The sequence below is a fragment of the Bradyrhizobium sp. CCGUVB4N genome, assembly GCF_024199945.1.
Lineage (GTDB): Bacteria > Pseudomonadota > Alphaproteobacteria > Rhizobiales > Xanthobacteraceae > Bradyrhizobium.
In genome coordinates, this window is sequence record NZ_JANADP010000001.1 from 3,325,910 (window position 1) to 3,352,291 (window position 26,382).

Annotated in this window: 22 protein-coding genes; 8 read left to right on the top strand and 14 right to left on the bottom strand. The window is 64.4% G+C overall.

Translation table 11 applies throughout. The features are described from left to right. Positions 1 to 217 precede the first annotated feature (217 nt). Positions 218 to 2,806, top strand: coding sequence for an MMPL family transporter (locus NLM31_RS15005; RefSeq protein WP_254192723.1), 2,589 nt, complete (start codon positions 218 to 220; stop codon positions 2,804 to 2,806). Here the strand turns inward: NLM31_RS15005 and NLM31_RS15010 are convergent. Beyond that, complete coding sequence (locus NLM31_RS15010; RefSeq protein WP_254192724.1) at positions 2,774 to 3,418, bottom strand: DUF2147 domain-containing protein; 645 nt, start codon at positions 3,416 to 3,418, stop codon at positions 2,774 to 2,776. The genes NLM31_RS15005 and NLM31_RS15010 overlap by 33 nt on opposite strands. A 142-nt stretch (positions 3,419 to 3,560) precedes the next feature. On the opposite strand from NLM31_RS15010, the gene hpnO reads away from it, so the two are divergent. Both hpnO and NLM31_RS15020 read left to right on the top strand, forming a co-directional pair. Then, the gene (gene hpnO, locus NLM31_RS15015; protein ID WP_254130107.1) at positions 3,561 to 4,952 is read left to right on the top strand and encodes an aminobacteriohopanetriol synthase HpnO; all 1,392 of its coding nucleotides are present in this window, start codon (positions 3,561 to 3,563) and stop codon (positions 4,950 to 4,952) included. A 172-nt stretch (positions 4,953 to 5,124) separates the two neighbouring features. Continuing rightward, entirely contained in the window at positions 5,125 to 5,469 is a 345-nt protein-coding gene (locus tag NLM31_RS15020) for a GFA family protein (protein ID WP_254196187.1), read from the top strand. A 26-nt stretch (positions 5,470 to 5,495) separates the two neighbouring features. On the opposite strand, the gene NLM31_RS15025 is transcribed toward NLM31_RS15020, so the two are convergent. The 7 genes from NLM31_RS15025 to NLM31_RS15055 all read right to left on the bottom strand — a co-directional run bounded on the left by NLM31_RS15025 (position 5,496) and on the right by NLM31_RS15055 (position 11,205). Next, on the bottom strand, positions 5,496 to 5,675 hold the full coding sequence (locus NLM31_RS15025) for a hypothetical protein (protein WP_254130108.1): 180 nt from the start codon (positions 5,673 to 5,675) through the stop codon (positions 5,496 to 5,498). Positions 5,676 to 5,774: 99 nt separating this feature from the next. Beyond that, positions 5,775 to 6,539, bottom strand: coding sequence for an anti-sigma factor (locus tag NLM31_RS15030; protein ID WP_254130109.1), 765 nt, complete (start codon positions 6,537 to 6,539; stop codon positions 5,775 to 5,777). Further along, positions 6,536 to 7,084, bottom strand: coding sequence for a sigma-70 family RNA polymerase sigma factor (locus tag NLM31_RS15035; RefSeq protein WP_187437320.1), 549 nt, complete (start codon positions 7,082 to 7,084; stop codon positions 6,536 to 6,538). Before NLM31_RS15035 ends, NLM31_RS15030 begins: the two co-directional genes overlap by 4 nt. 136 nt (positions 7,085 to 7,220) lie before the next feature. Beyond that, positions 7,221 to 7,550, bottom strand: a complete 330-nt coding sequence (locus tag NLM31_RS15040; protein ID WP_254130110.1) for a cupredoxin family copper-binding protein — start codon at positions 7,548 to 7,550, stop codon at positions 7,221 to 7,223. A 24-nt stretch (positions 7,551 to 7,574) separates the two neighbouring features. Further along, a complete protein-coding gene (locus tag NLM31_RS15045; protein WP_254192725.1) occupies positions 7,575 to 8,516 on the bottom strand; it encodes a metallophosphoesterase in 942 nt (313 codons plus the stop codon). Between the two features lie 172 nt (positions 8,517 to 8,688). Beyond that, a complete protein-coding gene (locus tag NLM31_RS15050; RefSeq protein ID WP_254192726.1) occupies positions 8,689 to 9,573 on the bottom strand; it encodes an alpha/beta fold hydrolase in 885 nt (294 codons plus the stop codon). A gap of 12 nt (positions 9,574 to 9,585) precedes the next feature. Beyond that, positions 9,586 to 11,205 carry a GMC family oxidoreductase gene (locus NLM31_RS15055; protein ID WP_254192727.1) on the bottom strand — a complete coding sequence of 540 codons (1,620 nt, stop codon included), beginning with the start codon at positions 11,203 to 11,205 and terminating at the stop codon, positions 9,586 to 9,588. A 185-nt stretch (positions 11,206 to 11,390) separates the two neighbouring features. Between NLM31_RS15055 and NLM31_RS15060 the strand changes: the two genes are divergently transcribed. Then, positions 11,391 to 12,563 carry a M20 aminoacylase family protein gene (locus NLM31_RS15060; protein ID WP_254130114.1) on the top strand — a complete coding sequence of 391 codons (1,173 nt, stop codon included), beginning with the start codon at positions 11,391 to 11,393 and terminating at the stop codon, positions 12,561 to 12,563. A 73-nt stretch (positions 12,564 to 12,636) separates the two neighbouring features. Here NLM31_RS15060 and NLM31_RS15065 read toward each other — a convergent pair whose 3' ends face one another. From NLM31_RS15065 to NLM31_RS15075, 3 genes are all read right to left on the bottom strand, one after another. Continuing rightward, positions 12,637 to 14,259 (bottom strand): inorganic phosphate transporter, encoded by a 1,623-nt coding sequence (locus NLM31_RS15065; protein ID WP_254192728.1) that lies wholly within the window; start codon positions 14,257 to 14,259, stop codon positions 12,637 to 12,639. Between the two features lie 124 nt (positions 14,260 to 14,383). Further along, complete coding sequence (locus NLM31_RS15070; RefSeq protein WP_254192729.1) at positions 14,384 to 15,826, bottom strand: UdgX family uracil-DNA binding protein; 1,443 nt, start codon at positions 15,824 to 15,826, stop codon at positions 14,384 to 14,386. Beyond that, positions 15,826 to 17,061 (bottom strand): putative DNA modification/repair radical SAM protein, encoded by a 1,236-nt coding sequence (locus tag NLM31_RS15075; protein ID WP_254192730.1) that lies wholly within the window; start codon positions 17,059 to 17,061, stop codon positions 15,826 to 15,828. Before NLM31_RS15075 ends, NLM31_RS15070 begins: the two co-directional genes overlap by 1 nt. Positions 17,062 to 17,224: 163 nt before the next feature. On the opposite strand from NLM31_RS15075, the gene NLM31_RS15080 reads away from it, so the two are divergent. From NLM31_RS15080 to NLM31_RS15095, 4 genes are all read left to right on the top strand, one after another. Continuing rightward, positions 17,225 to 18,025: an ImuA family protein gene (locus NLM31_RS15080; protein ID WP_254130118.1), complete on the top strand. Its 801-nt coding sequence runs from the start codon at positions 17,225 to 17,227 to the stop codon at positions 18,023 to 18,025. Then, positions 17,928 to 19,514: a DNA polymerase Y family protein gene (locus NLM31_RS15085; RefSeq protein WP_254130119.1), complete on the top strand. Its 1,587-nt coding sequence runs from the start codon at positions 17,928 to 17,930 to the stop codon at positions 19,512 to 19,514. Before NLM31_RS15080 ends, NLM31_RS15085 begins: the two co-directional genes overlap by 98 nt. Beyond that, on the top strand, positions 19,511 to 22,885 hold the full coding sequence (locus NLM31_RS15090; protein ID WP_254192731.1) for an error-prone DNA polymerase: 3,375 nt from the start codon (positions 19,511 to 19,513) through the stop codon (positions 22,883 to 22,885). Before NLM31_RS15085 ends, NLM31_RS15090 begins: the two co-directional genes overlap by 4 nt. Positions 22,886 to 23,021: 136 nt before the next feature. After that, positions 23,022 to 23,726, top strand: a complete 705-nt coding sequence (locus NLM31_RS15095; protein WP_254192732.1) for a hypothetical protein — start codon at positions 23,022 to 23,024, stop codon at positions 23,724 to 23,726. A gap of 68 nt (positions 23,727 to 23,794) precedes the next feature. On the opposite strand, the gene NLM31_RS15100 is transcribed toward NLM31_RS15095, so the two are convergent. The 3 genes from NLM31_RS15100 to NLM31_RS15110 form a co-directional block, all read right to left on the bottom strand. After that, entirely contained in the window at positions 23,795 to 24,565 is a 771-nt protein-coding gene (locus NLM31_RS15100; RefSeq protein ID WP_254192733.1) for an SDR family NAD(P)-dependent oxidoreductase, read from the bottom strand. A 66-nt stretch (positions 24,566 to 24,631) separates the two neighbouring features. Then, positions 24,632 to 24,919, bottom strand: a complete 288-nt coding sequence (locus NLM31_RS15105; RefSeq protein ID WP_254192734.1) for a hypothetical protein — start codon at positions 24,917 to 24,919, stop codon at positions 24,632 to 24,634. A 91-nt stretch (positions 24,920 to 25,010) separates the two neighbouring features. Next, on the bottom strand, positions 25,011 to 26,351 hold the full coding sequence (locus NLM31_RS15110) for an IS1182 family transposase (protein WP_254191428.1): 1,341 nt from the start codon (positions 26,349 to 26,351) through the stop codon (positions 25,011 to 25,013). Positions 26,352 to 26,382 lie beyond the last annotated feature (31 nt).

A 26,382-nucleotide genomic window follows, 5' to 3' on the forward strand; every position in this document is an offset into this window, starting at 1 on the left:
GAGCAAGATGGCGACATTTGTGCTCACCCCTTCGTCACTTTACCGCCTCATCTCCCCGGCTATACCGGCGCTCCCGCATGATTTTGCCACGGTCTCCCGGCGTTTACTTCGAACCTTGTTCCCGCGAGAGCTACCCAAAACAGCAATAGGTTTCGCCCGGGAACTCCGTTAAACAGCGGGCGTTTTCGGCAGGCTGTTAACACTAGAAAGAAAATACGTGCTGCAAAGCGTAGTCGTTGCCATCGTCAGGGCCTGTACCCGGTTTGCTACCCTTGTCGTCGTTCTCGGGCTCCTGCTGGCGGTGGGGGCGGGCTATTACACGTCCCAACACTTCGCCATCAACACCGACATCAATTCTCTGATTGCCCAGAATCTGGACTGGCGCCAACGCGACCAGCAGTTTGACCGCGCCTTCGACCGCGACGCGACGATCCTCGCGGTCGTCGAGGCCAGGACGCCGGAGATGGCGACCGCAGCCGCGGACGCGCTGTTTGCCAAGCTGAAGGACAACAAGACCGACTTCCAGTCGATGCAGCAGCTCGGCACCGGTGAGTTCTTCGAGAAGAACGGCCTGCTGTTTCTGCCGACCGAGGAAGTCGGCAAGATCACCAGCCAGTTCGAATCCGCAGCGCCCCTGATCGAGATCATGGCCGGCGATCCGTCGATCCGCGGTCTGACCGGTGCGCTGGAGACCGGGCTCGCCGGCGTCAAGCGAGGGCAGGTCAAGCTCGACAGCACCGCGCGGCCGTTCAACCAGATCGCGGGGACGGTCGAGACCGTGCTCAACAAGGGCAATGCGAGCTTCTCCTGGCGCGAACTCGTCAGCGACCAGCCGCTGTCGGATTCCGACAAGCGCGCCTTCATCGAGTTCAAGCCGATCCTCGACTACAACGCGCTCGAGCCCGGCAAGGGCGCCACCGACGCGATCCGCAAGGCCGCGGCTGATCTCGATTTTGCGACCAAATATCAGGCGCGGGTACGCCTGACAGGTCCGGTCCCGATCGCCAACGAGGAATATGCCACCGTCCAGGAAGGTGCTGTCGTCAACGGCGTCGGCACGGTGCTCGTCGTGCTCCTGATCCTGTGGCTTGCGCTGCACTCCTCGAAGATCATCTTCGCGGTGTTCGTCAATCTGTTCGTCGGCCTTGCGCTGACGACCGCCGCCGGCCTGATGATGGTCGGCTCGTTCAACCTGCTGTCGATCGCGTTCGCCGTGCTGTTCGTCGGACTGGGCGTCGATTTCGGCATCCAGTACAGCGTTCGCTACCGCTCGGAGCGCTACAAGCACGACGATCTCACCGCCGCGCTGGTGCGTGCCGCGAAGCGCTCCGCGGTGCCGCTGTCGCTGGCGGCCATGGCGACGGCCGCCGGCTTCCTCTGTTTCCTGCCGACCGATTACAAGGGCATCTCCGAGCTCGGCCAGATTGCCGGCGTCGGCATGCTGGTGGCGTTCCTCTCCAGCATCACGATATTGCCCGCGATGCTGAAGCTGCTGAACCCGCCGGGCGAAAAGGAGCCGGTGGGCTATGCCTTCCTGGCGCCGCTCGATTACTTCCTGGAGAAGCACCGCGTCCTAGTCGTGGGCGGCACGTTGCTGCTGGCGCTCGCGGGCCTGCCGCTGCTCTACTTCCTGAAGTTCGACTTCAACCCGATGAACCTGCGCAACCCGAAGGCCGAGTCGATCGCCACTTTCCTCGACTTGCGCAAGGATCCCAACACCGGCGCCAACGCCATCAACGTGATGGTCACCACGGAAGAGCAGGCCAAGCAGGTCGAGGCGAAGCTGGAGAAGGTGCCGGAAGTGTTGCGCGTGATGTCGCTCAACAGCTTCGTGCCGGAAGACCAGCAGCCGAAGCTGAAGCTGCTCGCGCAGGGCGCCAAGGTGTTGGGCCCCGCGCTCAACCCCGACCAGGTCGACGCGGCGCCGACCGACCAGGAGAATGTCGAGTCGCTGAAATCCTCGGTCGAAAATCTGCGCCGGACCGCCGGTGACGCCAAGGGCCCGGGCGCGATCGCCTCGCGGCGGCTCGCGGACGCGCTGGAGAAGCTCGCCAATTCGGATGAGGCGACCCGCAACAAGGCACAGGACGTGTTCGTCACGCCGCTGAAGATCGTGTTCGACCAGCTCAGGAACGCGCTGCAGGCCGAGCCGGTCACCCTGAAGTCACTGCCGCCCGATCTCGTGAACGCCTGGAAGAGCAAGGACGGAATCATCCGCGTCGAAGCTCAGCCGAAGGGCGATCCCAACGACAACGACACGCTGCGCAAGTTTGCGGCAGCCGTGCTCGAGGCCGAGCCGACCGCGATCGGCGGGCCGGTCTCGATCTTGAAATCCGGCGACACCGTGGTGAACGCCTTCATCCATGCCGGCATCTATGCGTTGCTGGTGATCGGTCTGCTGTTGTGGATCACGCTGCGCCGTGTCGTCGACGTGCTGATGACGCTGGTGCCGCTTCTGGTTGCGGGCGCGGTGACGCTCGAGATCTGCGTGTTGATCGGCCTGCCGCTCAACTTCGCCAATATCGTCGCGTTCCCGCTGCTGCTCGGCGTGGGTGTCGCGTTCAAGATCTATTATGTCGTGGCGTGGCGGTCCGGCAGGACAAACCTGCTTCAGACCAGCCTGACGCGCGCGATCTTCTTCAGCGCACTGACGACGGCGACCGCGTTCGGCAGCCTGTGGCTGTCGAGCCATCCGGGCACGTCCAGCATGGGCAAGCTGCTCGCACTTTCTCTGGTGACGACGCTTGCCGCAGTGCTGCTGTTTCAGCCGGCCCTAATGGGCAAGCCCCGCAATCTCAGGGAGTAAGCAGATGTCGCCGACGGGATCGGCGGTTGCGCTCTTCTGACCAGGCTTGGCGGCGACGGCAGCGTTCTTCGGTGCCGTGGCCGCAGGTGCTGGCGCAGGCGCTGCAGCAGGTGGCGTGGTTGCGGCCTTTGGCGCCGCTCCGGTGGTTTTCGGTGCACCCTTGGCCATCGCATTGGAAGAGCTCGAAGGAATGGGTGGACCGACCCGGGTCCAGGTCTCGCCGCCGCACAGGAAGCCCAGCACGCAGCCCTTGATCTCGAGCTGGTCGGTGCCGACAGGCGTGATGGTCGCGCTGTACATCTGACCATCTTTCGCGTTGTAGACCTGACCCTCCCACTGCTCGGCGCCGGCCGCCTTCTTCATGTTGATCAGGGTCGCCATGCCCAGTGTCGGTCTGTTCTTTTTTGAGACATCGGGGTTGTTCTCATCGCGGCCTCCGGGCTGCTTTTCCCAGGAAACCGCGCCCCACATGCTGCCGTTGCATTGGGCGACGCGGATATTGGCAACGCCGTCGGCGACCCGCCAGTCGCCGGTGGGATCGGCGGCAAGCGCCGGTGTCAGGCCGACGTAACCGCCCGCCAGTATTATTCCGGTGTAAATGGCCAAACGCATGAGTGTTCCTTGGCAGTGCAACATGGTTTAAAGCTGTGCTTGCGAAGATGGTCCGAAAAAGGGCAAAAGGCCGCACAGACCCTTTTCCGTTTGCTGACCGTTTTCAGTTGACGAAGCGGCCCTCAACCGAAGTATGTAGCGGATGAACAGTCCAAATCCAGACATGTCCCAGTTGTTCGCGGACCGTCAGGCCCAGCGCAGCACCCTGCATAATCGGTACCTGAACGAGCAGTTCGTCCGGGTTCTCAAGACCATCGGCTACGATGTCGGCTTCCAGAAGGGGCAGGGGCAGTACCTCTACGATCGCGAGGGTGCGCGCTATCTCGACCTCCTGTCCGGCTTTGGCGTGTTCGCAATCGGTCGCAACCATCCGGTGATGCGCGACGCGCTGAAGAGCGTGCTCGACGCCGATCTGCCCAATCTCGTCCAGTTCGACGTCTCGGTGCTGGCCGGCGTGCTCGCCGAGCGGCTGTTGAAATACGTTCCCTATCTCGACAAGGCGTTCTTTGCCAATTCCGGCGCCGAATGCGTCGAGGCGGCCATCAAGTTCGCCCGCGGCGCCACCGGCCGCCCCGGCATCGTCTACTGCGCCCACGGCTATCACGGCCTGACCTATGGCGCGCTGTCGCTGACAGGTGATTCGAACTTCCGCACCGGCTTCGAGCCGTTGCTGCCGGGGTGCACCTCGGTTCCGTTCAACGATCTCGCCGCGCTCGAGAAGGCGCTGGCCTCGCGCGAGGTCGCGGCCTTCGTGGTCGAGCCGATCCAGGGCAAGGGCGTCAACATGCCCTCCGACGAGTTCCTGCCGGGTGCCGCCGCGCTCTGCAAGAAGTACGGCACGCTGTTCGTCGCCGACGAGATCCAGACCGGCATGGGCCGCACCGGCCGCTTCCTCGCGGTCGAGCACTGGAATGTCGAGCCCGACATGGTGCTGCTGTCGAAGTCGCTCTCGGGCGGCCACGTGCCGGTCGGCGCCGTGCTGACGCGCAAGAACATCTTCGACAAGATCTTCAACCAGATGGACCGCGCGGTGGTGCACGGTTCGACCTTCTCCAAGAACGATCTCGCGATGGCCGCCGGCATCGCCACGCTCGACGTGATGGAATCGGAGAAGCTGATCGAGTCCGCCGCCAAGCGCGGCGCCGAGCTTCGCCTCGCGCTCACCCGCATGGTGCCCGGCTACGAGCTGATGAAGGAAGTGCGCGGCAAGGGCCTGATGATCGGCATCGAGTTCGGGCCGCCGAAATCGCTGCGGCTGCGGGCATCCTGGAACGTGCTGGAGGCCGCCAACAAGGGCCTGTTCTGCCAGCTCATCACCGTGCCGCTGTTCAAGGATCACAAGATCCTGACGCAGGTCGCCGGCCACGGCAGCCACACCATCAAGCTGCTGCCGCCGCTCACCATCACCGAAGAAGACTGCAACTGGATCGAGCGCGCCTTCGACGACGTCATCGCCGGCAGCCACAAGGTCCCCGGCGCGATCTGGTCGCTCGGCAAGACGCTGGTCGACAACGCGGTGCGGCGGTCGGCGTAGGACCCCGCGGCGTGGTGTCGCGACGTGCGACCTGCTGAAGCAGGACGCCTCCCAAAACGCCAACTCGGCACTTACTTTCCCGGCACTGATCTGGCCGGGAGAGGAGTGAGCCGTGCCTGTAACTGGTGGCTGCCATTGCGGCGCGATCCGCTATGAAGTGAACGGCGACACGATGGTGCACGCGCTCTGTCATTGCGTGGATTGCCGTCGCCATTCCGGGGCACCGATGGTTGGCTGGGCGATGTATTCGCGCGAAGCGGTCAAGCTCGTGCGCGGCCAGCCCAGCATCTATCACTCCTCTGAGCATGGACGACGTCACTTCTGTGCCGATTGCGGCACGGGGCTATTCTATATCAATGAAAGCCTGATGCCTGGCATCATCGACATCCAGAGCGGCACCTACGATCACCCCGATGCCGTTCCGGCCATGATGCACATCCAGGTCGCCGAGCGGATTGGCTGGATGGAGAGGGCACACGAACTGCCGGTGTTCGAACGATTTCCTCCGCTCGAATAGCGGCGGGACCGGCTCGTTCGCCAGGACTACACGGGGTAGTTCCAGGCGCGGAGGATGCCCAGGGTCAGTATTCCGCCGACGCCTGCGAGCACGGCGAGAGCTGCAAACCATATCCACTGCTTGCGGTCTTTCAACGCCAGCACCGCGGCACAGCCGGCAGCGAACATCGACGGCAGGGTGGTCGAGACAATCAGTAACGGAATCATTTTTGTCCTCCTTGATGACGGCTGCAATCTGCCGCGTTGCGCCTGGGAGGACCGTGAGACCCGTCACGTTGAACGTTCGCGGGGGCGGCGGTGAGGCCGCTATCCCTCCACGTTCGCCTTCATGGCCGTCTCGAACTTGTCGACGAACTCGGTAAGCTCGTCGCCGCCGATATCGCTGACGGCCCAGAAATTCAGGCCGCGCTCGCCCCAGCGGCGGCAGTTGAAGCCCTGCATGGTCTGCGTCTTCGGCGGCCGATGCTCGGTGCTCGCGGTCTGCGACACGAACAGGTTGATGATGTGCTGCCGGCGCTTGTAAACGACGGCGCCGATGGCGCGCGCATCGACATAGTCGAGCCGGCCGCCGACCAGCGTGAAGCCCTGCGCGGTGAGATCGATCACGGGCGGGGCGACGTCGAGCTTGCCGTTGAACCAGGGTTTGACCGTGTGCTGGTCGGTCGAGACGACGTCGATGAGATGGCCGGCCTGCAGCGAGCGCAGATGGGCGGAGACGACTTCCGAGAGGATGCGCTGCTGGTCGTCCTGGCGCAGCACGACGGCGACGACGCCGGAGGCGGCAAGCGCCGAGACTGCCGAACCCATCGCGAAACCGCGCAACACGGAGCGACGGCTCGGCTGCGGCCGCGCCTGCGGCATCGATGCCTCGATGCGGGCGCGCAGGCTAGCCGGCGCGCTGTAGCGCAGCTTGGTGTCGGCCAGCACGCGCTTCATCTCGCGCTGGGCCGTCAACTCGGCCGTGCAGGCGGGACAGCCGGCGATATGGGCTTCGACCTCGCGCGCATGGCCGGCATCGAGCTCGTTGTCGAGCAGCGCGTGAAGCAGGATTTGTGCTTCGTCGCAGGTCATTTCGAATGCTCCTCTTCCGCCGTCCAGGCCGCGCGCAGCATGGCGCGGGCGCGGGCGAGGCGGGACATCACGGTGCCGACGGGGGCACCGACGGCTTCTGCAATTTCACGATAGGACAGGTTGTTGATCTCCCGCAGCACGAAGGTTTCCTTGAACGGCTCGGCGAGCGCGTCGATCATCTTGCGAATGGCGCCGGCGTCGCGGCTGCGCAAGACCTCGGTCTCCGGGCTCGCCTCGTTCTCCTGCCACATCGGCGTCTGGTCGGCGGCGCCGGGCGTATCCTCGATCGCGGCGTGCGAGTGCGCGCGCCTGGCATATTCGGCGTTGCAGACGTTGCGCAGGATCGCGAACAGCCACGGCTTCATCGCCGGGCCGCGATAGCTGTCGAAGTGCTTCAGCGCACGCAAATAGCATTCCTGCACCGCGTCCTCCGCGTCGGAGGCGTCGCGCAGCAGATATCGTGCGAGCGTGTAGACGTCGTCGAGATAGGGGAGCGCCGCCTCGCGGAAGCGCTGCGCCTTCTGGAAATCGTCGCTGACGGGCATCGCCTCTCGCTTTGCCTCTTGCTGCGTTTCGTCCGTCGTTGCGTGCGCGTCGTTGTTGGGCCTGACCGAAGGCACGCGAGCCCGGCCGGCGTGGGACCACCGGCCGGGCAAGACAGAGATGCCTTGGTTGGAGACGTTACTCAACCTTGATCATCCCGGTCATGTGCGGGTGCAACGAACAAAAATACTTGTAGTCGCCCGCATTGGTGAAGGTGAACGTGAACTTGTCGTCGGTATCCAGGGTCTTGGACCGGAACTTGCCGGCCGACACCACCGTGTGGGGGATGTCGTCCCGGTTGGTCCAGGTGATGGTCGTGCCGACCTTGATCTTGAGTTCCGGAGGCTGGAAAACGAAATTGTCGATATGCACCTCCATGTTGCTGTCGTCGGCACGGGCGGTTGTGACGGGGATCAGGATGGCCGCGGCCACGGCGACCCCGAAGTCGCGGCGATTGAGTGTCTTCATTGTCAGCTTCCGTTCGGCCCTGGATCAACCCTGCAGCGGCGTGTCGATGATCGCGAGCCGCTGCTCGTTCTGCTTGAAGTTGATGCTGGCGACCCCGAGCATCGAACGGAGCTTGGCGTCCTCGACCTTCATCGGTCCGGGCGACGCGGCGGTGCCCGGCGCCGGCTGCGGGAAGGCGGTCGAGCGCGCGGTGTGGAAGGTGACGTTGCCCTCGACCTTCTGCATCACCTGGTGAATGTGGCCGTTCAGCACGGTGACCGAGCCGAAACCCTTGACGTATTCGAGCGCGCGGCCGCCGTCCTCGGTGCCCCAGCCCCATTCCGGATAGACGGTCCAGAGCGGGATGTGGGCGAATAGCACGATCGGGGTCGACTTGGACTTGCCGCGGAGATCGTCCTCGAGCCAGGCCAGCTGCTCGGCGCCGAGGTTGCCGAGGCCGCCGCCCTTGAGGTCGACGACATTGACGAGGCCGACGAAGTGCACGCCGCCGGCGTCGAAGGAGTACCAGCCCGCACCCTTGGTGCCGCGGCCGTAGCGCTCGCGATAGAACTTCACCTCTTCGTCGAGGAAGTCATGCTCGCCGGGGACGTAATGCACGTCCAGCTTGGACTGCGAGATGATGCGGTCGGCGTTGTCGAACTCGGAGGCCTTGGACAGATGGGTGATGTCGCCGGTGTGGATCATGAACGACGGCTTGACCGGCATCGCATTGATCTTGTTGACGGCTTCCTCCAGCGTGCCGAGCGCGTTGGGATTGGCCGGCTTGTCGAAGCCGACATGGCTGTCGCTGATCTGGAGGAAGGTCATGCCGGGCGCTGCGGCGGTCGCGGCCTCGGCGGAATCGATGATGCCGAGCGAGCGCGGCACGCCGCCCGTAATGGTCCAGAGCACACCGGTGCCGGCCCATGTCATGCATTCCAGCACCTTGCGGCGGCTGACGCCGTCCCCGTGATCGTGTCCGCTCATCGCACGTCTCCTTGGGCCCGGAATTGGGCTTCGGGGAGGTGATCGGGGGAGGGGGCGGTTTATTCGCGGGGGCCGATGACGTTTTCGTGAGGTGGGGTCACACACGCCGGGCGCGGCCCGGCGGCGCGCCATTTGCTGCGCTGGTCCCGGGACTTGGAAGATGAACGGGGATCTACGCCGAAAATTCCCGGACCGCCCGCAGAACGAGGGCGGGAGCTTCCTGCGCCACGCAATGGCCGGCACCTTCGAAGGCGAGGGCGCGGGTGTGCGGGATCAGCGCCACGGCGCGCGCCGCCATCTCCCTGTAGATCGGCCCCGACATCTCGGCGGTGGTCACCGTCACAGGGCACGTGATCTCGCCGAACCAGGCGAACGGATTGCCGCGCGCGTCGCCGGTGTAAACCTGCTCCATCGCCTCGTAGATCGGGCGCAGCATCGCCGACTCGATCTCGGGCGTGCAGCAAAGCCGCACCCGGCCATCGCCGAGCGGCGTAAAGCCGTGCCGCACATAGGCCCAGAGCGAAGCCTCGCTCCAATCCGCAAAGGCGGGCGCGGCACGGTAGCGGTTGAAGACGGCCTCGTGACTGTCGAACTCCGCCTGCCGGCGCAGCGCGCCCTGCACGCGGGACAGCGATTGTTCGCTCAATCCCACGGACGGATCGCGCGCCGCGTGCGGGTTCATCACGGTCGGCTCCATCACGAACAGCCCCGTGAAGCATCCCGGCAGCAGCTTGGCTGCCAGCAACAGATCGGTGGCGCCCGCGCTGTGGCCGATGCCGTAGACGTCGTGCAAGCCCAGCGCGCCGATCACCCTGCAGATATCGTCGGCATAGTCCGCAAAATGATAGACGCTGGGCTTGTGGCTCGCGCCATGGCCGCGGCGATCGAGCCCATAGACGGTGTAGGTCGCTGCGAGGTCGCGCGCGACCTCGTCCCAGACGTCGGCGACGAAGCCGGTGCCATGCACGAGCAGAGCTGGCGGTTTGCCGCTCTCGCCCCATTGCAGCATGGCGATCTCTGCGCCGGCGGGGCCGATGGAAAAGCGCTGAGGGATCATGGAGACGAGATGCTACTTCGCATCCTCCAGGATCATCGCAGCACCCTTCTCGGCGATCATCGCGGTCGGCGTGTTGGTATTGCCCGAGGTGATCGTCGGCATGATCGAGGCGTCGACGATACGAAGACCGCTGAGGCCATAGAACCGCAGGCGCTCGTCGACCACCGCCATCGGATCGCTCACCGCGCCCATCTTCGCCGTACCGACGGGATGGAAAATCGTGGTGCCGATATCGCCCGCGGCTTTGGCAAGCGAGGCGTCGTCGTCGCCGACGGTGGGGCCGGGCAGATATTCGCTCGGGCGATATTTCGCCAGCGCCTTCTGCTGCATCAGCCGACGCGTGGTGCGGATGGCATCGGCGCCGACCTGGCGGTCGTCGTCGGTCGACAGGTAGTTCGGCGCGATGATCGGCTTTTCGTCCGGCGTCGCCGAGCGCAGCCGCACGGTGCCGCGCGAGGTCGGCTGGAGATTGCAGGCGCTCACCGTAATCGCAGGGAAGCGGTGCAGGGGATCGCCGAACTTGTCGAGCGACAGCGGCTGCACGTGAAACTGGATATTGGCGCGCGCACGTGTCGCATCGGAGCGCGTGAAGATGCCGAGCTGCGATGGCGCCATGGTCAGCGGACCGCGGCGGCGGAAGGCGTAGTCGAGGCCCATCAGGCCGCGCCGGAACAGGTTGTAATAGGTCTCGTTCAGCGTCCGCACGCCCTCGACCTTGTAGATCGCGCGCTGCTGCAGATGGTCCTGCAGATTGCGGCCGACGCCGGGCTTGTCCATCACGATGTCGATGCCGAGCGGCGACAGCCAATCAGCGGGCCCGATACCGGAGCGATGCAGCACCTGCACCGAGCCGATCGAGCCTGCCGAGAGGACCACCTCGCGCTTGGCACGCGCCTCGATGATCTCGCCGTTCTGGATGAAGCGCACGCCGACGGCGCGGCCCTGCTCGATGATGAGACGGTCGACCAGCACGTTCTTCTCGAGCCGCAGGTTCGGCCGGCTCAGCGCCGGCTTGAGGAAGCCGCGCGCCGACGACCAGCGCCGGCCGCGCTTCTGGTTGACGTGGAAATAGCTCGTGCCTTCGTTGTCGCCGGTGTTGAAATCCGGGATGCGCTTGATGCCCATTTCCTCGGCGGCATCGCCGACCGCATCGAGAACGTCCCAGGACAGCCGCGGCGCCTCGATGCGCCAGCCGCCGCCGGTGCCGTGATGCTCGCTGGCGCCCAGGAAGTGATCCTCCAGCCGCCTGAACAGCGGCAGCACGTCATCATAGCCCCAGCCGGTCATGCCGAGCTGGCGCCAGTGATCGTAATCGGCGGCCTGTCCGCGCATCGAGATCATGGCGTTGATCGCCGAAGAGCCGCCGATCACCTTGCCGCGGGGATAGGCGAGCGCGCGGCCGTTCAGGCCCGGCTCGGCCTCGGTCTTGAACATCCAGTCCGAGCGCGGATTGCCGATCGCGAAGAGATAGCCGACCGGAATGTGGAACCAGATCCAGTTGTCGTCCCCGCCGGCCTCGAGGATGAGGACGCGGTTGTTGGGCTCGGCCGACAGCCGGTTGGCGAGGATGCAGCCGGCCGTGCCGGCACCCACGACAATGTAGTCAAATTCACCTTCGAGCCGTCTTGGCATTCTGCTTCCACCCGGATGGTCTCTCGACGTTCAATCCTAATAGGCAGACGGAGAGGACGGGGACAAGTCCGGCCATGCCGCATGGACAGGGCTAGACCCTATCCCTTGGCATCCCTTGGCAGTTGGGTGGACTGGTGCTTGCATGGTAGACAGGGCTGCATTTTCAACAAAGTTCGAGACCCTCCATGCCCATCGTGAATCGCGTCGCCGACCTTCAACCCGACATCCAGGCCTGGCGGCGGGACATCCACCAGCACCCCGAGCTGCTGTATGATGTCCACCGCACCGCAGCATTCGTCGCGGATCGCCTGCGCGAGTTCGGCTGCGACGAGGTCGTGACCGGCATCGGTCAGACCGGCGTGGTGGGCGTGATCAAGGGCAACAAGCCGGCCGGCGAGGGGCTCAAGGTGATCGGCATGCGGGCCGACATGGACGCGCTGCCTGTCGATGAGCAGACCAACCTGCCTTACGCCTCCAAGACTCCGGGCAAGATGCACGCCTGCGGCCATGACGGCCACACCGCGATGCTGCTCGGCGCCGCGCGCTATCTCGCCGAGACCCGCAACTTCGCCGGCGACGCCGTCGTGATCTTCCAGCCGGCCGAGGAAGGCGGCGCCGGTGGCGCGGCCATGGTCAAGGACGGCATGATGGAGCGCTTCGGCATCGAGCAGGTCTACGGCATGCACAACGGCCCCGGCATTCCGATCGGCTCGTTCGCGATCCGGCCGGGCCCGATCATGGCGGCGACCGACGAGGTCGACCTGATGATCGAGGGCCTCGGCGGCCACGCCGCGCGTCCGCACAAATGTATCGATTCCGTTCTGGTCGGCGCACAGCTGATCACCGCGTTGCAGTCGATCGTCGCGCGGAGCGTCGATCCTCTTGAATCGGCCGTGATCTCGATCTGCGAATTCCACGCCGGCAACGCCCGCAACGTCATCCCGCAAACCGCGACGCTGAGGGGGACGATCCGCACGCTGACGCCGGAGGTGCGCAAGCTGGTCGAGAAGCGGGTGCGCGAAGTCGTGGCGGGCGTCGCCCAGATCACAGGTGCGAAGATCGATCTGCACTACAAGCGCAACTATCCCGTGGTGAACAACCACGCCGCGGAGACCGAGGTGGCGTCGCGCATCGCCAGGCAGGTCGCAGGCGATGCCAATGTGCTCGAGATGTCGCCGCTGATGGGCGGCGAGGATTTCGCCTACATGCTGGAAGCGCGTCCCGGCGCGTTCATCTTCTGCGGCAACGGCGACAGCGCGGGCCTGCATCACCCCGCCTACAATTTCAACGACGAGGCGATCGTGTTCGGCACGTCGTACTGGGTCAAGCTGGTCGAGGAACAGCTCGCGGCGTCGTAAGCCAAGACGCAGGCAGACATGAAAAAGGGCCCGTGCATCGCACGGGCCCTTTGATGTGAGTGGCGGTGCTCTCTCAGAAGAGGTGAGAGAACAGATAGTACAGCGTGCCCGAGATGATCATCGCGGCCGGCAGGGTCAGCACCCAGGCCATGGCGATGTTGCGGATCGTGGACCATTGCAGGCCGGAGCCGTTGGCGGCCATGGTGCCGGCGATGCCGGACGACAGCACGTGGGTGGTCGACACCGGCAGGCCATAGATGTCGGCAGCGGCAATGGTGGCAGCCGCCGTGATCTCGGCGCAGGCGCCCTGCGCGTAGGTCAGGTGCGTCTTGCCGATCTTCTCGCCGACCGTGACGACGATACGCTTCCAGCCGACCATGGTGCCGAGGCCAAGCGCGATGGCGACCGCGATCTTCACCCAGCCGGGGATGAACTTCGTGGCGCTGTCGAGCGAGCCCTTGTAGGCGTTGAGCACGGCGACGTCGTTGGCGCTGAGCTCGGCTTCCTTGTCCTTCATCAGGAAGCGGAGTGCTTCCGAGACGAGGTACATGTCGTTGCGGGTGTTGCCGACGAGGTCGGCCGGCACCTTGGCGAGCGAGCCGTAGGTGGTCACCTGCTTGGCGATGTCGCGCACGAGCACGGCGAGCGACGGGAACGTGCCGCCGTTGACTTCGTGCTGCGCGACATAGTTGGTCACGGCGGGGCGCGGATTGCCGATCACGCTGTAGCCGGCGGCCTTGCCTTCGATGATCTTGCTGGCGGCGTCCGAGTTCTGGATGAACGCGGCGATCTGGCCTTCCGGGAGCGCGCGGTTGAGCGCGTACGCAGTCGGCACCGTGCCGATCAGGATCAGCATGATCAAGCCCATGCCCTTCTGACCGTCATTGGAGCCGTGGAAGAAGCTCACCAGCGTGCAGGTGAGGATCAGGATGCCGCGGATCCACCACGGCGGCGGCTGGTCGCCCTTCGGCTCGCCGAACAGGGCCGGTGTGGCGCGCAGCAGCGCGGTGCGCAGGATCAGCAGCAGGCCGGCGGCGAGCGCGAAGCCGAACAGCGGCGACAGCAGCAGCGCCTTGCCGATGTTGGTGGCCTGGGACCAGTCGACGCCCGAGGTGCCGCTGCGGCCGTGCAGGACCGCGTTCATGATGCCGACGCCCATGATCGAGCCGATCAGGGTGTGCGAGCTCGAGGCCGGCAGGCCGAAATACCAGGTGCCGACGTTCCAGATGATGGCGGAGATCAACAATGCGAACACCATCGCGAAGCCTGCACTGGAGCCGACCTGGAGGATCAGCTCGACCGGCAGCAGCGAGACGATGCCGAAAGCGACCGCGCCCGAGGACAGCAGCACGCCGAACAGGTTGAACATGCCGGACCACACCACGGCGACGTGGGCGGGCAGCGAGCGGGTGTAGATCACGGTCGCGACCGCGTTGGCGGTGTCGTGGAAGCCGTTCACGAACTCGAAGCCGAGTGCGATCAGAAGCGCGACGAAGAGCAGGAGGAAGGGGGCGATGGTCTTGACCTGCGCGCCGGCTGCATCGACGTCGACCCAGATGCTGTAGGCGACGAAAAGCAGAGCGGCGGCGATCACCCCCATGTAGATCACGCCGGTCAGCGGGTGAAATCCGCGATTGAGGTCTGGCCCCTTACTCAAGGCCGGCTCGATGGAGCCTGGCAAAGCAACGTCACTCATTGGAAATTCTCCTGTCCCAAGGCCCCGATTTTGCGCGCGGCATGTGACAGGCGGTTGAAATGGCGGGCACGCGGTTGAAATGATGGAACTTATCCACGTTCTGTTGCTGTGCGTGACAGCCGGCTCAGGCGGCGTGAGCGGACTTCTTCTGCAAGCGGGCTGCGATCGTCAGGTCCTCGACAAAGCGCTGATATTCCAGCACCTTCGCTTGGGGATCGGGGAGCCGCAGCAGATAGGACGGATGCACCGTCACCAGAGCCTTGCGTCCGTCGGGGAGGTCTATGAGCCGGCCGCGGGTCTTGCCGATCGGCGTGATCTTGCCGAACACGGTCTGCGCGGCGGTGGCGCCCATCGCCACGATGAGCTCGGGCTGGATTGCCGAAACTTCCCGCTCATACCATTGCCGGCAGGCCTTGATCTCCGGCGTCGCCGGCTTCTGGTGCAGGCGGATCTTTCCGCGCGGCACGAATTTGAAGTGCTTCACGGCGTTGGTGACGTAGACCTTCCGGCGATCGACGCCGGCTTCCGCGAGCGCGCGGTCGAGCATCTGGCCGGCGGGCCCGACGAAGGGATGGCCGGCGAGGTCTTCCTTGTCGCCGGGCTGCTCGCCGACCAGCATGATGGTGGCGTCCTTCGGGCCTTCGCCGAATACGGTCTGCGTCGCGTCCTTGTAGAGCGGGCAGGCACGGCAATGCGCGGCCTCCTCGCGGAGCGCTTCGAGATCGTTGGCAACGGTCTTGCGTATCATCGGAGCCTCCGGCCGCTTCTGAGGCTTGTGGGGATCGGTTGCGGCATTGGCGATCATGGCGCCGGTCATGCGCTCGGCATCCTCGATCAAGGGTTTAATGATCGAGGCCTCGGGCAGGTTCCTCCAGTATTTCTTCGGCATCTCCGTCTGCATCGCCTTCACCTTCAACCGCGCCGGGTTGAAGATGCTGGCGTAGTAACGCCGCCAGGTTTCTTCCAGCCGGTCTTCGCCCGGCGCCTCGCTCTTGCTCACGCCCGGCGTGAACGACAACGCGTGGCCGTCCCAATGCGCGCAGAGATCGGGCGTCAGGATCGACCAAGGCATGTCCGCAAAGCGCTTGGCGAAGAAGGGGCTTGCGAGCTCGACGATGTAATGCTCCGGCTCGAACCAGGCGACATAATGCGCCGCGCGTTCGCGACCGATCTCGCGAAAGCGCACGAAGGCGTGCATCTTGTGCTCGTCGCGATGAACCGCTCTCGCCATCGCCGTGACCAGCGCGATGTCAGCATCGGTTGCGACCTCGATGAGATCGTGATTGTCCCTCAATCGCCAGAGCAGGCGATAGAGGATCGCAAAGCGCTCGGGATCGCGATGCAGGATGGCGGCCTGGGCGAGGTCGACAAATTTTGCGGACACGCTGAAGGTGCCGTCGTTCACCTCGAGGATCGGAGACGGCGCGGACGGTGCGAACAAGTCCGCTTCGCCGCCCTGCACGGCCCAGGTGACATCGGTGGGCTTCACATGATGAAGCACGAGCGTGCGCGCGGCTTTGCGCCAGCCGTCGAAATCGGTTTCGGTGTCGAGGATGATGTACTGCATCAGAAGCCAAACCCCAGTTGCGTTGCCTTCGGCTTGAATCGTTCGATCAGGCGCGCCTCGTCGAGACGATGCGGCGCGGGCCGGTGATCGCTGAGCACGATGAACGGCAGTGCCTTGTTGCGGGGCACGTGCAGCCGCGCCAGATCGGAGAGGCGGATCGTGGTGGTGCGCCGCGTGGCGATGATGCGCTCGACCGCCTTGGTGCCGAAGCCCGGCACGCGCAACAGCTCCTCGCGGCTGGCACGGTTGACGTCGAGCGGGAAACGGTCGCGGTGGCGCAGCGCCCAGGCGAGCTTTGGATCGATGTCGAGCGGCAGCATCGCGCTGTCCTCGACGATCTCTGCAACGTCGAAACCATAGAACCGCATCAGCCAGTCGGCCTGGTAGAGCCGGTGCTCGCGCAGCAAGGGCGGCTGGACCAGAGGCAGGGCGCGGCTGGCATCGGGGATCGGGCTGAAGGCGGAGTAATAGACGCGCCGCAGCCGGTATGAACCGTAGAGATTTGAACTTGTGTGAAGAATGGTGTGATCGGAGGCCGCGTCAGCGCCGACGATCATCTGCGTGCTCTGGCCTGCGGGCGCAAAACGCTGCGGCTTTGCTTTCGTCTTTGTGCTGCTGATATCCTCGGCCTCGTCGAGCTTCAGCCGCAGCCGGCCCATGGTGCGGCGGATCGCGCGCACGTCCTTCTCCGGCGCGAATTGCTGCAGGCTCGTTTCTTCAGGCATCTCGATGTTGATGGAGAGACGATCGGCATATTTGCCGGCCTCCGTGATCAGCGCGTCGTCGGCTTCCGGAATGGTCTTGAGATGGATGTAGCCGCGGAAGTGATGCTCCTCGCGCAGTTTTCGCGCGACGCTGACGACCTGCTCCATGGTGTAGTCGGGACTGCGGATGATGCCGGAGGAGAGAAACAGGCCTTCGATGTAATTGCGCCGGTAGAAGTCGAGCGTCAGCTTGACCACCTCGTCGATGGTGAAGCGGGCGCGCGGCACGTTGGAGGAGGCGCGGTTGACGCAATAGAGGCAATCGTAATTGCAGGCGTTGGTGAGCAGCACCTTGAGCAGCGAGATGCAGCGCCCATCCGGCGCGTAGGAATGGCAGATGCCCATGCCGGGCGCGGTCGAGCCCATGCCCTTGCCGTCGCTGGAATCCCGCTTTTCGGTGCCGCTGGAGGCACAGGAGGCGTCGTACTTGGCGGCATCCGCCAGGATCTCCAGCTTGCGTTGCACGTCCATCCCGGAATCCCTTTGATTCAGCTCATGAATTCGATCAAGCGCAATTCGATTGACTCTTCGCGCGCCGTTAGCTTTATATTAGAACATATCATGAACAAATGAGCCAGCTGCTGGTTCTTATTTTTGAGAGCCCTCGGCAATCACCTCTGAAGGAGCGGCGAGCATGAGCGGCGCACGCATGAGCGCGCTTGCGACCTTGCGCAGCCAGATCGAACGGATCGAGACGGCGGAAGTCGTGCATCATCGCGACCGCGTTGCGCTCGGCCATGGTGAGGTCGACCGCGCTTTGAAAGGCGGGCTCGCACGCGCGGCGATCCACGAGGTGTTTTGCGAGGGGCGTCAGGGCGCGGCCGCGACCGGTTTCGTCACCGGCCTTGCGGGCCGCGTCACGACGCAACGGCCGTTGTTGTGGGTGCGGCAGGATTTTTCGGAACTTGAAACCGGTGCGTTGTCGATGAGCGGCCTCGCCGAACTCGGCCTCGATCCGCGCCGCGTGGTGATGGTGCGTGCGGCTGACGTCGAGAGCGCGCTGCGCACCTCGGCCGATGCGCTCGCCTGCGATGCGCTCGGTGCTGTCGTGCTCGAGCTCTGGGGTGAGACGCGCCAGTTCGATCTGGTGGCGAGCCGCAAGCTGACGCTGGCCGCGCAATCCTCCGGCGTCACCGGCCTCTTGTTGCGGATGGCGGCGCAGCCGCTGCCCTCGACCGCGGAGACGCGATGGATGCTGCGTGCGGCGCATTCGCCGCCGGGGTCAGCTTCAATGCCTGCGGCGCCTTGGAGTGCCTGGGGCGCACCGCGCTTCGATGTCGAGCTGTTGCGTAATCGTCATGGCCCGTGTGGCCGGTGGATCATGGAATGGAAATGTGATGAGTGCCAGTTCTCTGAACCGTCGGCGTATCCTCAGCCTGTGGCTGCCGCGCCTGCCCATCGACCGGATCCAGCGGTTCTTCGGCGCGCTGGGTAATGGCAACGAGCCCAGCATTGTCGTCATCAAGGAGAACAATGCGCTGGTGATCCATGCGCTGGATGAAGCTGCTGAGCGGCTCGGCCTGCACATCGGCCAGCCGCTCGCGAACGCGCGGGCGATGTGCCCGGATTTAAAAGTGTTCGACGCCGATGTCGTGGCCGATGCGAAGACGCTCAGCGACATCGCCGACTGGTGCGACCGCTTCACGCCGCTGGTGGCGCTCGATCCGCCGCACGGGCTGTTTTTGGACATCACCGGCTGCGCGCATCTGTTCGGCGGCGAGGCTGCGTTGTTGCAGACGCTGGTTCGCGCGCTGGCGCGACAAGGTTTTGCCGTCAGCGCGGCGATCGCCGGGACCTCGGTCTGCGCGCGCACGCTGACGCGGCAGACGCCTGGCGTTATCGTTGCCGATGGCGGCGAGGCCGCGGCGATCGACCGGTTTCCGGTGTCCGCGCTCGGTGCGGACGAGATGATCACCACCGGCCTGCGGCGCGCCGGGCTGAAGACGATCGGCGATGTTGCCTCGCGCGCGCCGAGTGAAATCACGGCGCGGTTCGGCGCGCGGTTCTCCACGCTGCTCGCGCATGCGCTGGGGCAGGGCGATGCGCCGATCAGCCCGCGAAAACCGCTGCCCGACTACATCGTGGAAAAGCGCTTTGCCGAGCCGATCGCGACCGACACCATGATCGCGATGACGCTGTCGCGGCTGGCCGATACGCTGATCGCCTCCATGGAAAAACAAGGCAAGGGCGCGCGACGCCTGGAGGCCGCGTTCTTCCGCACCGACGGCGTGGTGCGCGCGATCATGGTCGAGACCGGGCGTCCCGTGACGCGAAGCAAAGTGATCGACCGGCTGTTCCGCGAGCGTCTCGATGCGCTTGCCGATCCCCTCGATCCCGGCTTCGGCTTCGACATGGTGCGGTTGTCGGCGAGCCGCACCGAGATCGTGGTGCAGGAGCAGCGCGATCTCGACGCCCATGTCCACGACAATGACGAATTGGCCGCGCTGATCGACCGCATCGCCGCGCGTATCGGCGGAAAACGCGTCGTCGTGCATCTGCCGCAGGATACCCATATCCCCGAGCAGGCGGTGCTGGCCGCGCCAGCGCAGCATCATCTCGCCGCCGCCATGCAGGCCGAATGGCCGGCGCGCGCCGAGAGCGAGCCGCCACTGCGTCCGCTGCGGCTGTTCGACAAGCCGGAGCCGGTCACAGTGCCGTTCGCGACCGTGCCTGACGGCCCGCCGCATCAATTCACCTGGCGGCGTGCAAAACATGCCGTGGTGCGGGTGGAAGGACCTGAACGCATCGCGATGGAATGGTGGCGGCAGGACGGCAAACAGCTGACGCGGGATTATTTTCGCATCGAGGATGCCGAGGGTCTGCGCTTCTGGATCTTTCGCGATGGTCTTTACGAGGGGGAGGTGTTCGACGCCGACGGCAAGCCCGCTTCTCCCGGCTGGTACGTGCACGGTCTCTTCGCATGACCAGCCCCGCTTATGCCGAGATCGGCATCACCACCAACTTCTCGTTCCTGCGCGGCGGCTCGGATCCGCGCGCTTATGTGCATCAGGCCAGCAAGCTCGGCATTCCCGTGATCGGCATTGCCGATCACAACACGCTGGCCGGCGTGGTGCGCGCCTGGAAGGAACTCGACAATGACAAGGTGCTGCACAAGCCAAAGCTCCTGATCGGCACGCGCATCGTCTTCATCGACGGCACGCCCGACATTTTCGTCTATCCGCGCGATCGCGCCGCCTATGGTCGGCTGTGCCAGCTTCTGACCCGGGGCAAACGCGGCGACGACATCACGCGGATCGAGAAGGGCGAATGCCGTCTCAGCTTCACCGATCTGCTGGAATTTTCGGAAGGCCAGCTCCTGGTCCTGGCGTTGCCGCATCGGTTTGATGATGCGCAAACGCTGGATGTGCTCTCAAAACTCAAAGAGAGCCGCGCCGAGGGCGTGTGGCTGGCCGCGAGCCTGGTCTATCGCGGCGACGACCGTCGTCGCCTGGCGCGGCTCGACGATCTCTCAGCCAAAGCAGGCGTGCCGCTGCTTGCGACCAACGAGGTGCTCTATCACGATCCCGGCCGTCGTCCGCTTCAGGACGTGCTGACCTGCATCCGGGAAAAGACCACGATCGAGGCGGTCGGACGCAAGCTGGAAGCCAATGCCGAGCGCTTCCTGAAGACGCCCCGCGAGATGGCGCGCCTGTTTCGCGATTTCCCCGAGGCGATCGCGGAGACCATGCGCTTTGCCGACAAGATCGACTTCTCGCTCGATCAGCTTAGATATCAATACCCGGACGAGCCGGTGCCGCCGGGCAAGACCGCGCAGGGGCATCTGGAAGATCTGACATGGGCGGGCGTCGACACATATTTCGGCGGCAAGATCGACGACAAGTTGCGCGCGACGCTGAAGAAGGAACTCGCGCTGATATCAGAGCTGAAATACGCGCATTACTTCCTCACCGTGCATGACATCGTCCACTATGCGCGCAGCCAGAACATTCTGTGCCAGGGGCGGGGATCGGCAGCGAATTCGGCCGTGTGCTACGTGCTCGGCATCACCTCGGTCGATCCGACCAAGGTCGATCTGCTGTTCGAACGCTTCATCTCCAAGGAGCGGCTGGAGCCGCCCGACATCGACGTCGATTTCGAGCATTCGCGGCGCGAGGAGGTGATGCAATATGTCTATCGCCGCTACGGCCGCCACCGTGCCGCGATCATCGCCACCATCATCCATTATCGTCCGCGCAGCGCCATCCGCGACGTCGGCAAGGCGCTGGGCCTGACCGAGGACGTCACCGCCGCGCTCGCCGACACCGTCTGGGGCAGCTGGGGCAAGGGCCTCAACGACATGCAGGTCAGGCAGGCCGGGCTCGATCCCCAAAATCCCATGATCAATCTCGCTGTCGAGCTCGCAACCGAGCTGATCGAATTCCCGCGCCATCTCTCCCAGCATGTCGGCGGCTATGTGCTGACCCAGGACCGGCTCGACACCTATGTGCCGATCGGCAACGCCGCGATGGACGACCGCACTTTCATCGAATGGGACAAGGACGATGTCGATGCGCTCAATATGATGAAGGTCGACGTGCTCGCGCTGGGCATGCTGACCTGCATCCGGAAATGTTTTGACCTGATCGACCAGCACAAGGGAAAACGCTGGGTTCTGGCGAGCGTCCCGCAGGACGATCCCAAGGTTTACGACATGCTGTGCGCCGGTGAATCGCTCGGCGTCTTCCAGGTCGAGAGCCGCGCGCAGATGAACATGCTACCGCGGCTGAAGCCGCGGACCTTCTACGATCTCGTCATCGAGGTCGCGATCGTACGGCCGGGCCCGATCCAGGGCGACATGGTGCATCCTTACTTGCGGCGGCGGAACGGTATCGAGAAGGTGACCTATCCCTCGCCAGCGCCCGAGCATGGTCCCGCGGACGAGCTCTACAAGGTGCTGCACAAGACCAAGGGCGTGCCGCTGTTCCAGGAGCAGGCGATGCGCATCGCGATCGAGGCGGCGAAATTCACCTCCGAGGAAGCCAACGGCCTGCGCCGCTCGATGGCGACCTTTCGCAATGTCGGCACCATCGGCCAATACGAGGAGAAGCTGATCGGCAACATGGTCGCGCGCGGCTACGATGCCAATTTCGCCAGAAGTTGTTTCGACCAGATCAAGGGCTTTGGTTCCTACGGTTTCCCGGAGAGCCATGCCGCGAGCTTTGCCCAGCTCGTCTACATCTCCTCATGGCTGAAATATCATCACCCCGATGCCTTCTGCTGCGGCCTCTTGAACTCGCAGCCGATGGGTTTTTACGCGCCGGCGCAGATCGTCGGCGACGCCCGCAAGAACGGCGTCGAGGTACGCGAGATCGATGTCTCCCACAGCTTTGCGCAGAACACGCTGGAGAACACCGACGACAGATATTGCGCCGTTCGCCTGGGTTTTCGTCAGATCGACGGCTTTCACTGGCTCGATCCCGATGAGGAGTTCCTCAAAGCGGAGCAAGCGAAGCGGCAGGGCAAGGTCCATGTCACTCAGGAAGACTGGGCTGACCGCATCATCAAGGCTCGCGACCGCCAGCCCTTCACCTCGCTCGAAGATTTTGCCCGCGACACCGGCCTGCCCAAGCGCGCGCTGATCCTGCTCGCGGATGCCGACGCGTTCCGCTCGCTCGGGCTCGATCGCCGCGAGGCGCTGTGGCAGGTGCGGCGGCTGCCCGACGATGTGGCGCTGCCGCTGTTCGAGGCGGCCACCGCGCGCGAGCAGCCCGACGAGCAGGCTAAGCCACTCCCCGTGATGCCGCGTCCCGAACAGGTCGTCGCCGACTACCAGACCATCCGCTTGTCGCTCAAGGGCCATCCGATGGAATTCCTGCGCGAGATGCTTTCGCGCGAGCGGATCGTCGCCTGCAAGGAGATCAGCCATGAGAACGAGCGGCGCCGCGTCCGCTGCGCTGGCGTGGTGCTGGTGCGGCAGCGGCCGGGCAGCGCCAGCGGCGTCGTGTTCATGACGCTGGAGGACGAGACCGGCATCGCCAATGTCGTGGTGTGGCCCAAGGTCATGGAGCAGTACCGGAAGGAAGTGATGGGCGCGCGCCTCATCGAGGTCCAGGGCTATATCCAGAGCAGCCCCGAGAAGGTGACGCATCTGATCGCCCAGCGCATGATCGACCGCTCGCACGATCTGGTCGGCCTCGCCAACGACGCCCTGAGCCGCAAGCCTCCGGTGCCGGCAGGCGCCACCGTGATCGAGCCCCTCAACGAAGACCCCCGCGCCCTCGCGGATATGCCCGCGCAAAAAATCCGCCACCCCCGCAACGTCCGCATCCTGCCGCCATCGCGGGATTTTCATTGAGGGGTATGAACAAGTCGCGGGCATCGGCTGGTCCCGTTCAACGATCCATACGATTTGACTCAAGTCTCTAAGCGTCCTGAAAGCGAGATGCGCCAATATCCTTCGTGGTGTCCGATTTGGACATGAGGGGTGATATTTGCAGCAACTGGAAACGCCGCAACGATCGCGCGGCCTAGCCGTCGCAGTAAAGCCGGATCGAAGCCCATCCCACATCGATAAGCTGGCTCTCTGGTTCTCCAAAGGCAGCACAATCGATGGACTTTGGGTCGGGACATCCGAAAGCAAGCCCCACCCGGCGTTGCGCCGCGTGGAGGAGGCTCTCCAGCTCATCAAGCGCCACGACGCGCTTGGCTATGCCCGGATCACGCGCGATCTCGACCGGATATGGGTACATCTGCTCCCCAGCGCCCAAGCACACTATGATCGATCGATGAACGCTTGCGTGCTCGATGAGCGATACATCCTAAGCGACACGATGACACTCGAGCAGATCGCGTCGACCTTCATCCATGAAGCGACCCACGCACGCCTTGAGGGCTGGGGAATCTCCTATGTCGAGGCGATGCGTCCCCGGATCGAAGCCATCTGTCTTCGCCGGGAGCTGAGCTTCCTCTGCAAATTGCCGAACACCGAGGCGTTGCGGGACGAGATCGCGCGTACGTTGGAGTGGTGTGTTGCGAACGATAATGACTACTTTGCCGATGCGAGCTTTCATGAGCGCAAAGAGGACGGCCAAATCGAAACGTTACGCCATATAAACGCCCCGGGCTGGATCATCAGATGGGCGACCTGGCTGATCCGCAGAAGGCGCAAACGCGCGTCTGCGTCGCAAGGGTCTTAGCCGTTGCCGTGGATGGCCGGGACTAGCCCGGCCATGACGGCGGAGAGAGGTTCGCAAACTACGCCATTCTAGAAATTCACCCGGTTCGAGATCGCGCCGTCCACGATCAGATTGGCGCCGGTCGTGAACGACGAGGCCGGGCTTGCCAGAAACACCGCGGCGTTCGCGATTTCCTGTGGCGTCGCCATGCGCCCGGTCGGATTACGCTTCATCGCGTCGTTGTAACGCTCGGGCATGTTCTGCTCGATCATATTCCAGACGCCGCCCTTGAAGTAGACGGTGCCGGGCGACACGACATTCACGCGGATCTTCTTCTTGGCGTATTGCCGCGCCAGTCCCTTGGCCATGTGGATCAGCGCCGCCTTGATCGGGCCGTAGGAGCTGGCGAGATCGGCCTGCGCCGCCGAGATCGAGGAGATGATGACGAAGGCGGCATCGCCGCGCGTCTCGCCGCTTGTCTCGAGGAACGGCCGCGCGGCGTCGAACGCATGCACGGCGCCGAGCACGTCGAGCCGGAAATTCTGCTCCCATGACGCGGGATCGTGACCTTGCGCCATCGCGCCGGCATTGGCGAACAGCAGGTCGATGCCGCCGAGCTCCTTTGCCGCGCCCTCGACCCACGCCTTCAGCGCCGCGCCGTCGGTGACATCGACCGTGCCGCCGGTGGCGCGGATGCCGCTGGCTTTCAGCTCGGCCACGGCGGCGGCGACTTGCTCCGCATTGCGCGCGCACACGGCAACATTGCTGCCTTCACCAGCCAGCGTCGCCGCAATTGCCCGACCGATGCCGCGCGTGCCGCCGAGCACGATGGCGTTTTTTCCTTTGAGACCGAGATCCATTGTTTGGGTCTTCCCTTTTTGTTGGTCGTCACGAGTGTAGCCGCGGAGGCGGAGAAAGTCCTCCCCTCACTCCGGCGCAGCCCCCACCGGCGGGCCGCCGGGCGGACGATGCAGGAAGGTCAGCGAGGCGTAAGCGCCGGCCCAGGAGCCGATCGCCGCGAAAGCGACATAGAACGCGTTTTCGGTGTAGCTGATCACGGCATAGGAGGAGAGCAGATACCAGACTGCGCTCCAGTTCGCCGCCGGCACGCGCTTGCGCGCAATCACGGCCGAGGTGAACATCACATAGACTGCGTCGGTGGCCGCGGTTGCGACGAACACGGCGCCTGCGGTGAGGGGATCGATGGCGGCCATTGCATTCCCTTATGTGCTAGTGAATGGTCATCGAAAACTAGGAGCCCGTCCAGATATCTTTCTGGTTGGCGCATTTTGACACGAATCCCGCTCATGCGGCCCTTGCGAGGTTAGCGAGCTTCACGAGGTTGTGGGCGGTGCAGATCATCGCCCATTCGGCACGCACGTTGGCCAGGCCCCGCAACAGGAACTGGCGGAAGCCGCGTGCCTGCTTGATCTGTCCGAACACCGCCTCCACGATCTGCTTTCTTAGCCGGTAGGGGGTGTCGAAGCCGCCATCGGCAATCTTTTTTCTCATCGCCTGTGTCAGCGGTCCGCCGACCTTGCCGTTGTCGGCGGTGGGGCGCTTGGCGCGTCCGGTGGCGATGTAGCCGTCGATCCCGCGCTGCTCGAGGCTCGCAAGATTGGCCTCGCTCAGATAGCCGCTGTCGGCGGAAGCTTGTTGTGGCTTGTGGCCGAGATTGGCTTCGATGCCATCGACCAGCGGCACCAGTTGGCCATGGTCGCTCGTGCTCGGCGTCAGCCCGTGTGCAACGATGATCTGCGCTTTGCCATCGACGGCCGCCTGCGCGTTATAACCCTGGATGAAGCCGTCCTTGGTTTTGAGAATGCGGCTTTCAGGATCGGTGAAGTTGCGCTGTGCCTTTGCGGCAGGCTCGTCGGATGGCGGCGCGGCGGGCTTGCCGGTCTTCTTGCGACCCTCAGCCTCGCGGCTCTTCTGCTTCTCGGCCTCGATGCGACGCTCCTCGTCGGCCGCGGCCTTGGCCTCCGCCTCCAGCTCAGCCTTGGCCGCAGCGATCCTGGCGATCCGCTTCTGCTTGTCGGCGACCCAGTCGGGCAGTTCGTCGCCACGTTTGGTGCCGTGCAGCTTGTCGTCTTCGGCATCCGCGGCCTCGGCGGCGGCCAGCCAGCGATCGACCTCGGCCTGCAGTTCGGCTTGGCGCTTCTTCATGTGTCCATAGCTCATCGCCTTGTGTTTGGACGCATTCGCCCTGATCTTGGTGCCATCGAGCGCGACATGCCCAAGCCGTACCAGCCCAGCCTTCTCGGCGAGCTTCAACACCTGCACGAATAGCCCGGCCAGCTGGTTGAGGTGCCGCTTGCGGAACTCGGAGATGGTGCGGAAGTCCGGCGCATCGAGGGCTGCGATCATCATGAAGTCAGCGCGCTCGATGCACGCCTTGGCGATGCGCCGGGAGGAGTAGATGCCGCTCGCATAGCCGTTGAGCAGCAGCCCCACCATCAGGCGCGGATCGAACGGCGGCTGGCCGAGCGCACTCGTGTAGCTGCCGCTAATCTCGGTGAGGTCGAGGCTCTCCCGCACCAGTTCCACGATGAACCGTGACAAGTGGTCCCTTGGTACGAAATCCTGCACGCTGGGCGGCAGAAGCTGCGGCTGATCAATCTTCCAGAGGCGAAAATACTTGCTCATCGCCGCCAATAGAATCAGAAACCCACCCAAT

Coding starts and splice junctions, on each gene's coding strand:
- NLM31_RS15010 (WP_254192724.1), bottom strand. CDS start 3,418: ATGCGTTTGGCCATTTACACCGGAATAATACTGGCGGGCGGTTACGTC.
- NLM31_RS15090 (WP_254192731.1), top strand. CDS start 19,511: ATGACCAGCCCCGCTTATGCCGAGATCGGCATCACCACCAACTTCTCG.
- NLM31_RS15020 (WP_254196187.1), top strand. CDS start 5,125: ATGGTGCACGCGCTCTGTCATTGCGTGGATTGCCGTCGCCATTCCGGG.
- NLM31_RS15065 (WP_254192728.1), bottom strand. CDS start 14,259: ATGAGTGACGTTGCTTTGCCAGGCTCCATCGAGCCGGCCTTGAGTAAG.
- NLM31_RS15075 (WP_254192730.1), bottom strand. CDS start 17,061: ATGGACGTGCAACGCAAGCTGGAGATCCTGGCGGATGCCGCCAAGTAC.
- hpnO (WP_254130107.1), top strand. CDS start 3,561: ATGAACAGTCCAAATCCAGACATGTCCCAGTTGTTCGCGGACCGTCAG.
- NLM31_RS15055 (WP_254192727.1), bottom strand. CDS start 11,205: ATGCCAAGACGGCTCGAAGGTGAATTTGACTACATTGTCGTGGGTGCC.
- NLM31_RS15030 (WP_254130109.1), bottom strand. CDS start 6,539: ATGACCTGCGACGAAGCACAAATCCTGCTTCACGCGCTGCTCGACAAC.
- NLM31_RS15085 (WP_254130119.1), top strand. CDS start 17,928: ATGAGTGCCAGTTCTCTGAACCGTCGGCGTATCCTCAGCCTGTGGCTG.
- NLM31_RS15105 (WP_254192734.1), bottom strand. CDS start 24,919: ATGGCCGCCATCGATCCCCTCACCGCAGGCGCCGTGTTCGTCGCAACC.
- NLM31_RS15040 (WP_254130110.1), bottom strand. CDS start 7,550: ATGAAGACACTCAATCGCCGCGACTTCGGGGTCGCCGTGGCCGCGGCC.
- NLM31_RS15070 (WP_254192729.1), bottom strand. CDS start 15,826: ATGCAGTACATCATCCTCGACACCGAAACCGATTTCGACGGCTGGCGC.
- NLM31_RS15045 (WP_254192725.1), bottom strand. CDS start 8,516: ATGAGCGGACACGATCACGGGGACGGCGTCAGCCGCCGCAAGGTGCTG.
- NLM31_RS15050 (WP_254192726.1), bottom strand. CDS start 9,573: ATGATCCCTCAGCGCTTTTCCATCGGCCCCGCCGGCGCAGAGATCGCC.
- NLM31_RS15060 (WP_254130114.1), top strand. CDS start 11,391: ATGCCCATCGTGAATCGCGTCGCCGACCTTCAACCCGACATCCAGGCC.
- NLM31_RS15025 (WP_254130108.1), bottom strand. CDS start 5,675: ATGATTCCGTTACTGATTGTCTCGACCACCCTGCCGTCGATGTTCGCT.
- NLM31_RS15035 (WP_187437320.1), bottom strand. CDS start 7,084: ATGCCCGTCAGCGACGATTTCCAGAAGGCGCAGCGCTTCCGCGAGGCG.
- NLM31_RS15100 (WP_254192733.1), bottom strand. CDS start 24,565: ATGGATCTCGGTCTCAAAGGAAAAAACGCCATCGTGCTCGGCGGCACG.
- NLM31_RS15110 (WP_254191428.1), bottom strand. CDS start 26,351: ATGAGCAAGTATTTTCGCCTCTGGAAGATTGATCAGCCGCAGCTTCTG.
- NLM31_RS15080 (WP_254130118.1), top strand. CDS start 17,225: ATGAGCGGCGCACGCATGAGCGCGCTTGCGACCTTGCGCAGCCAGATC.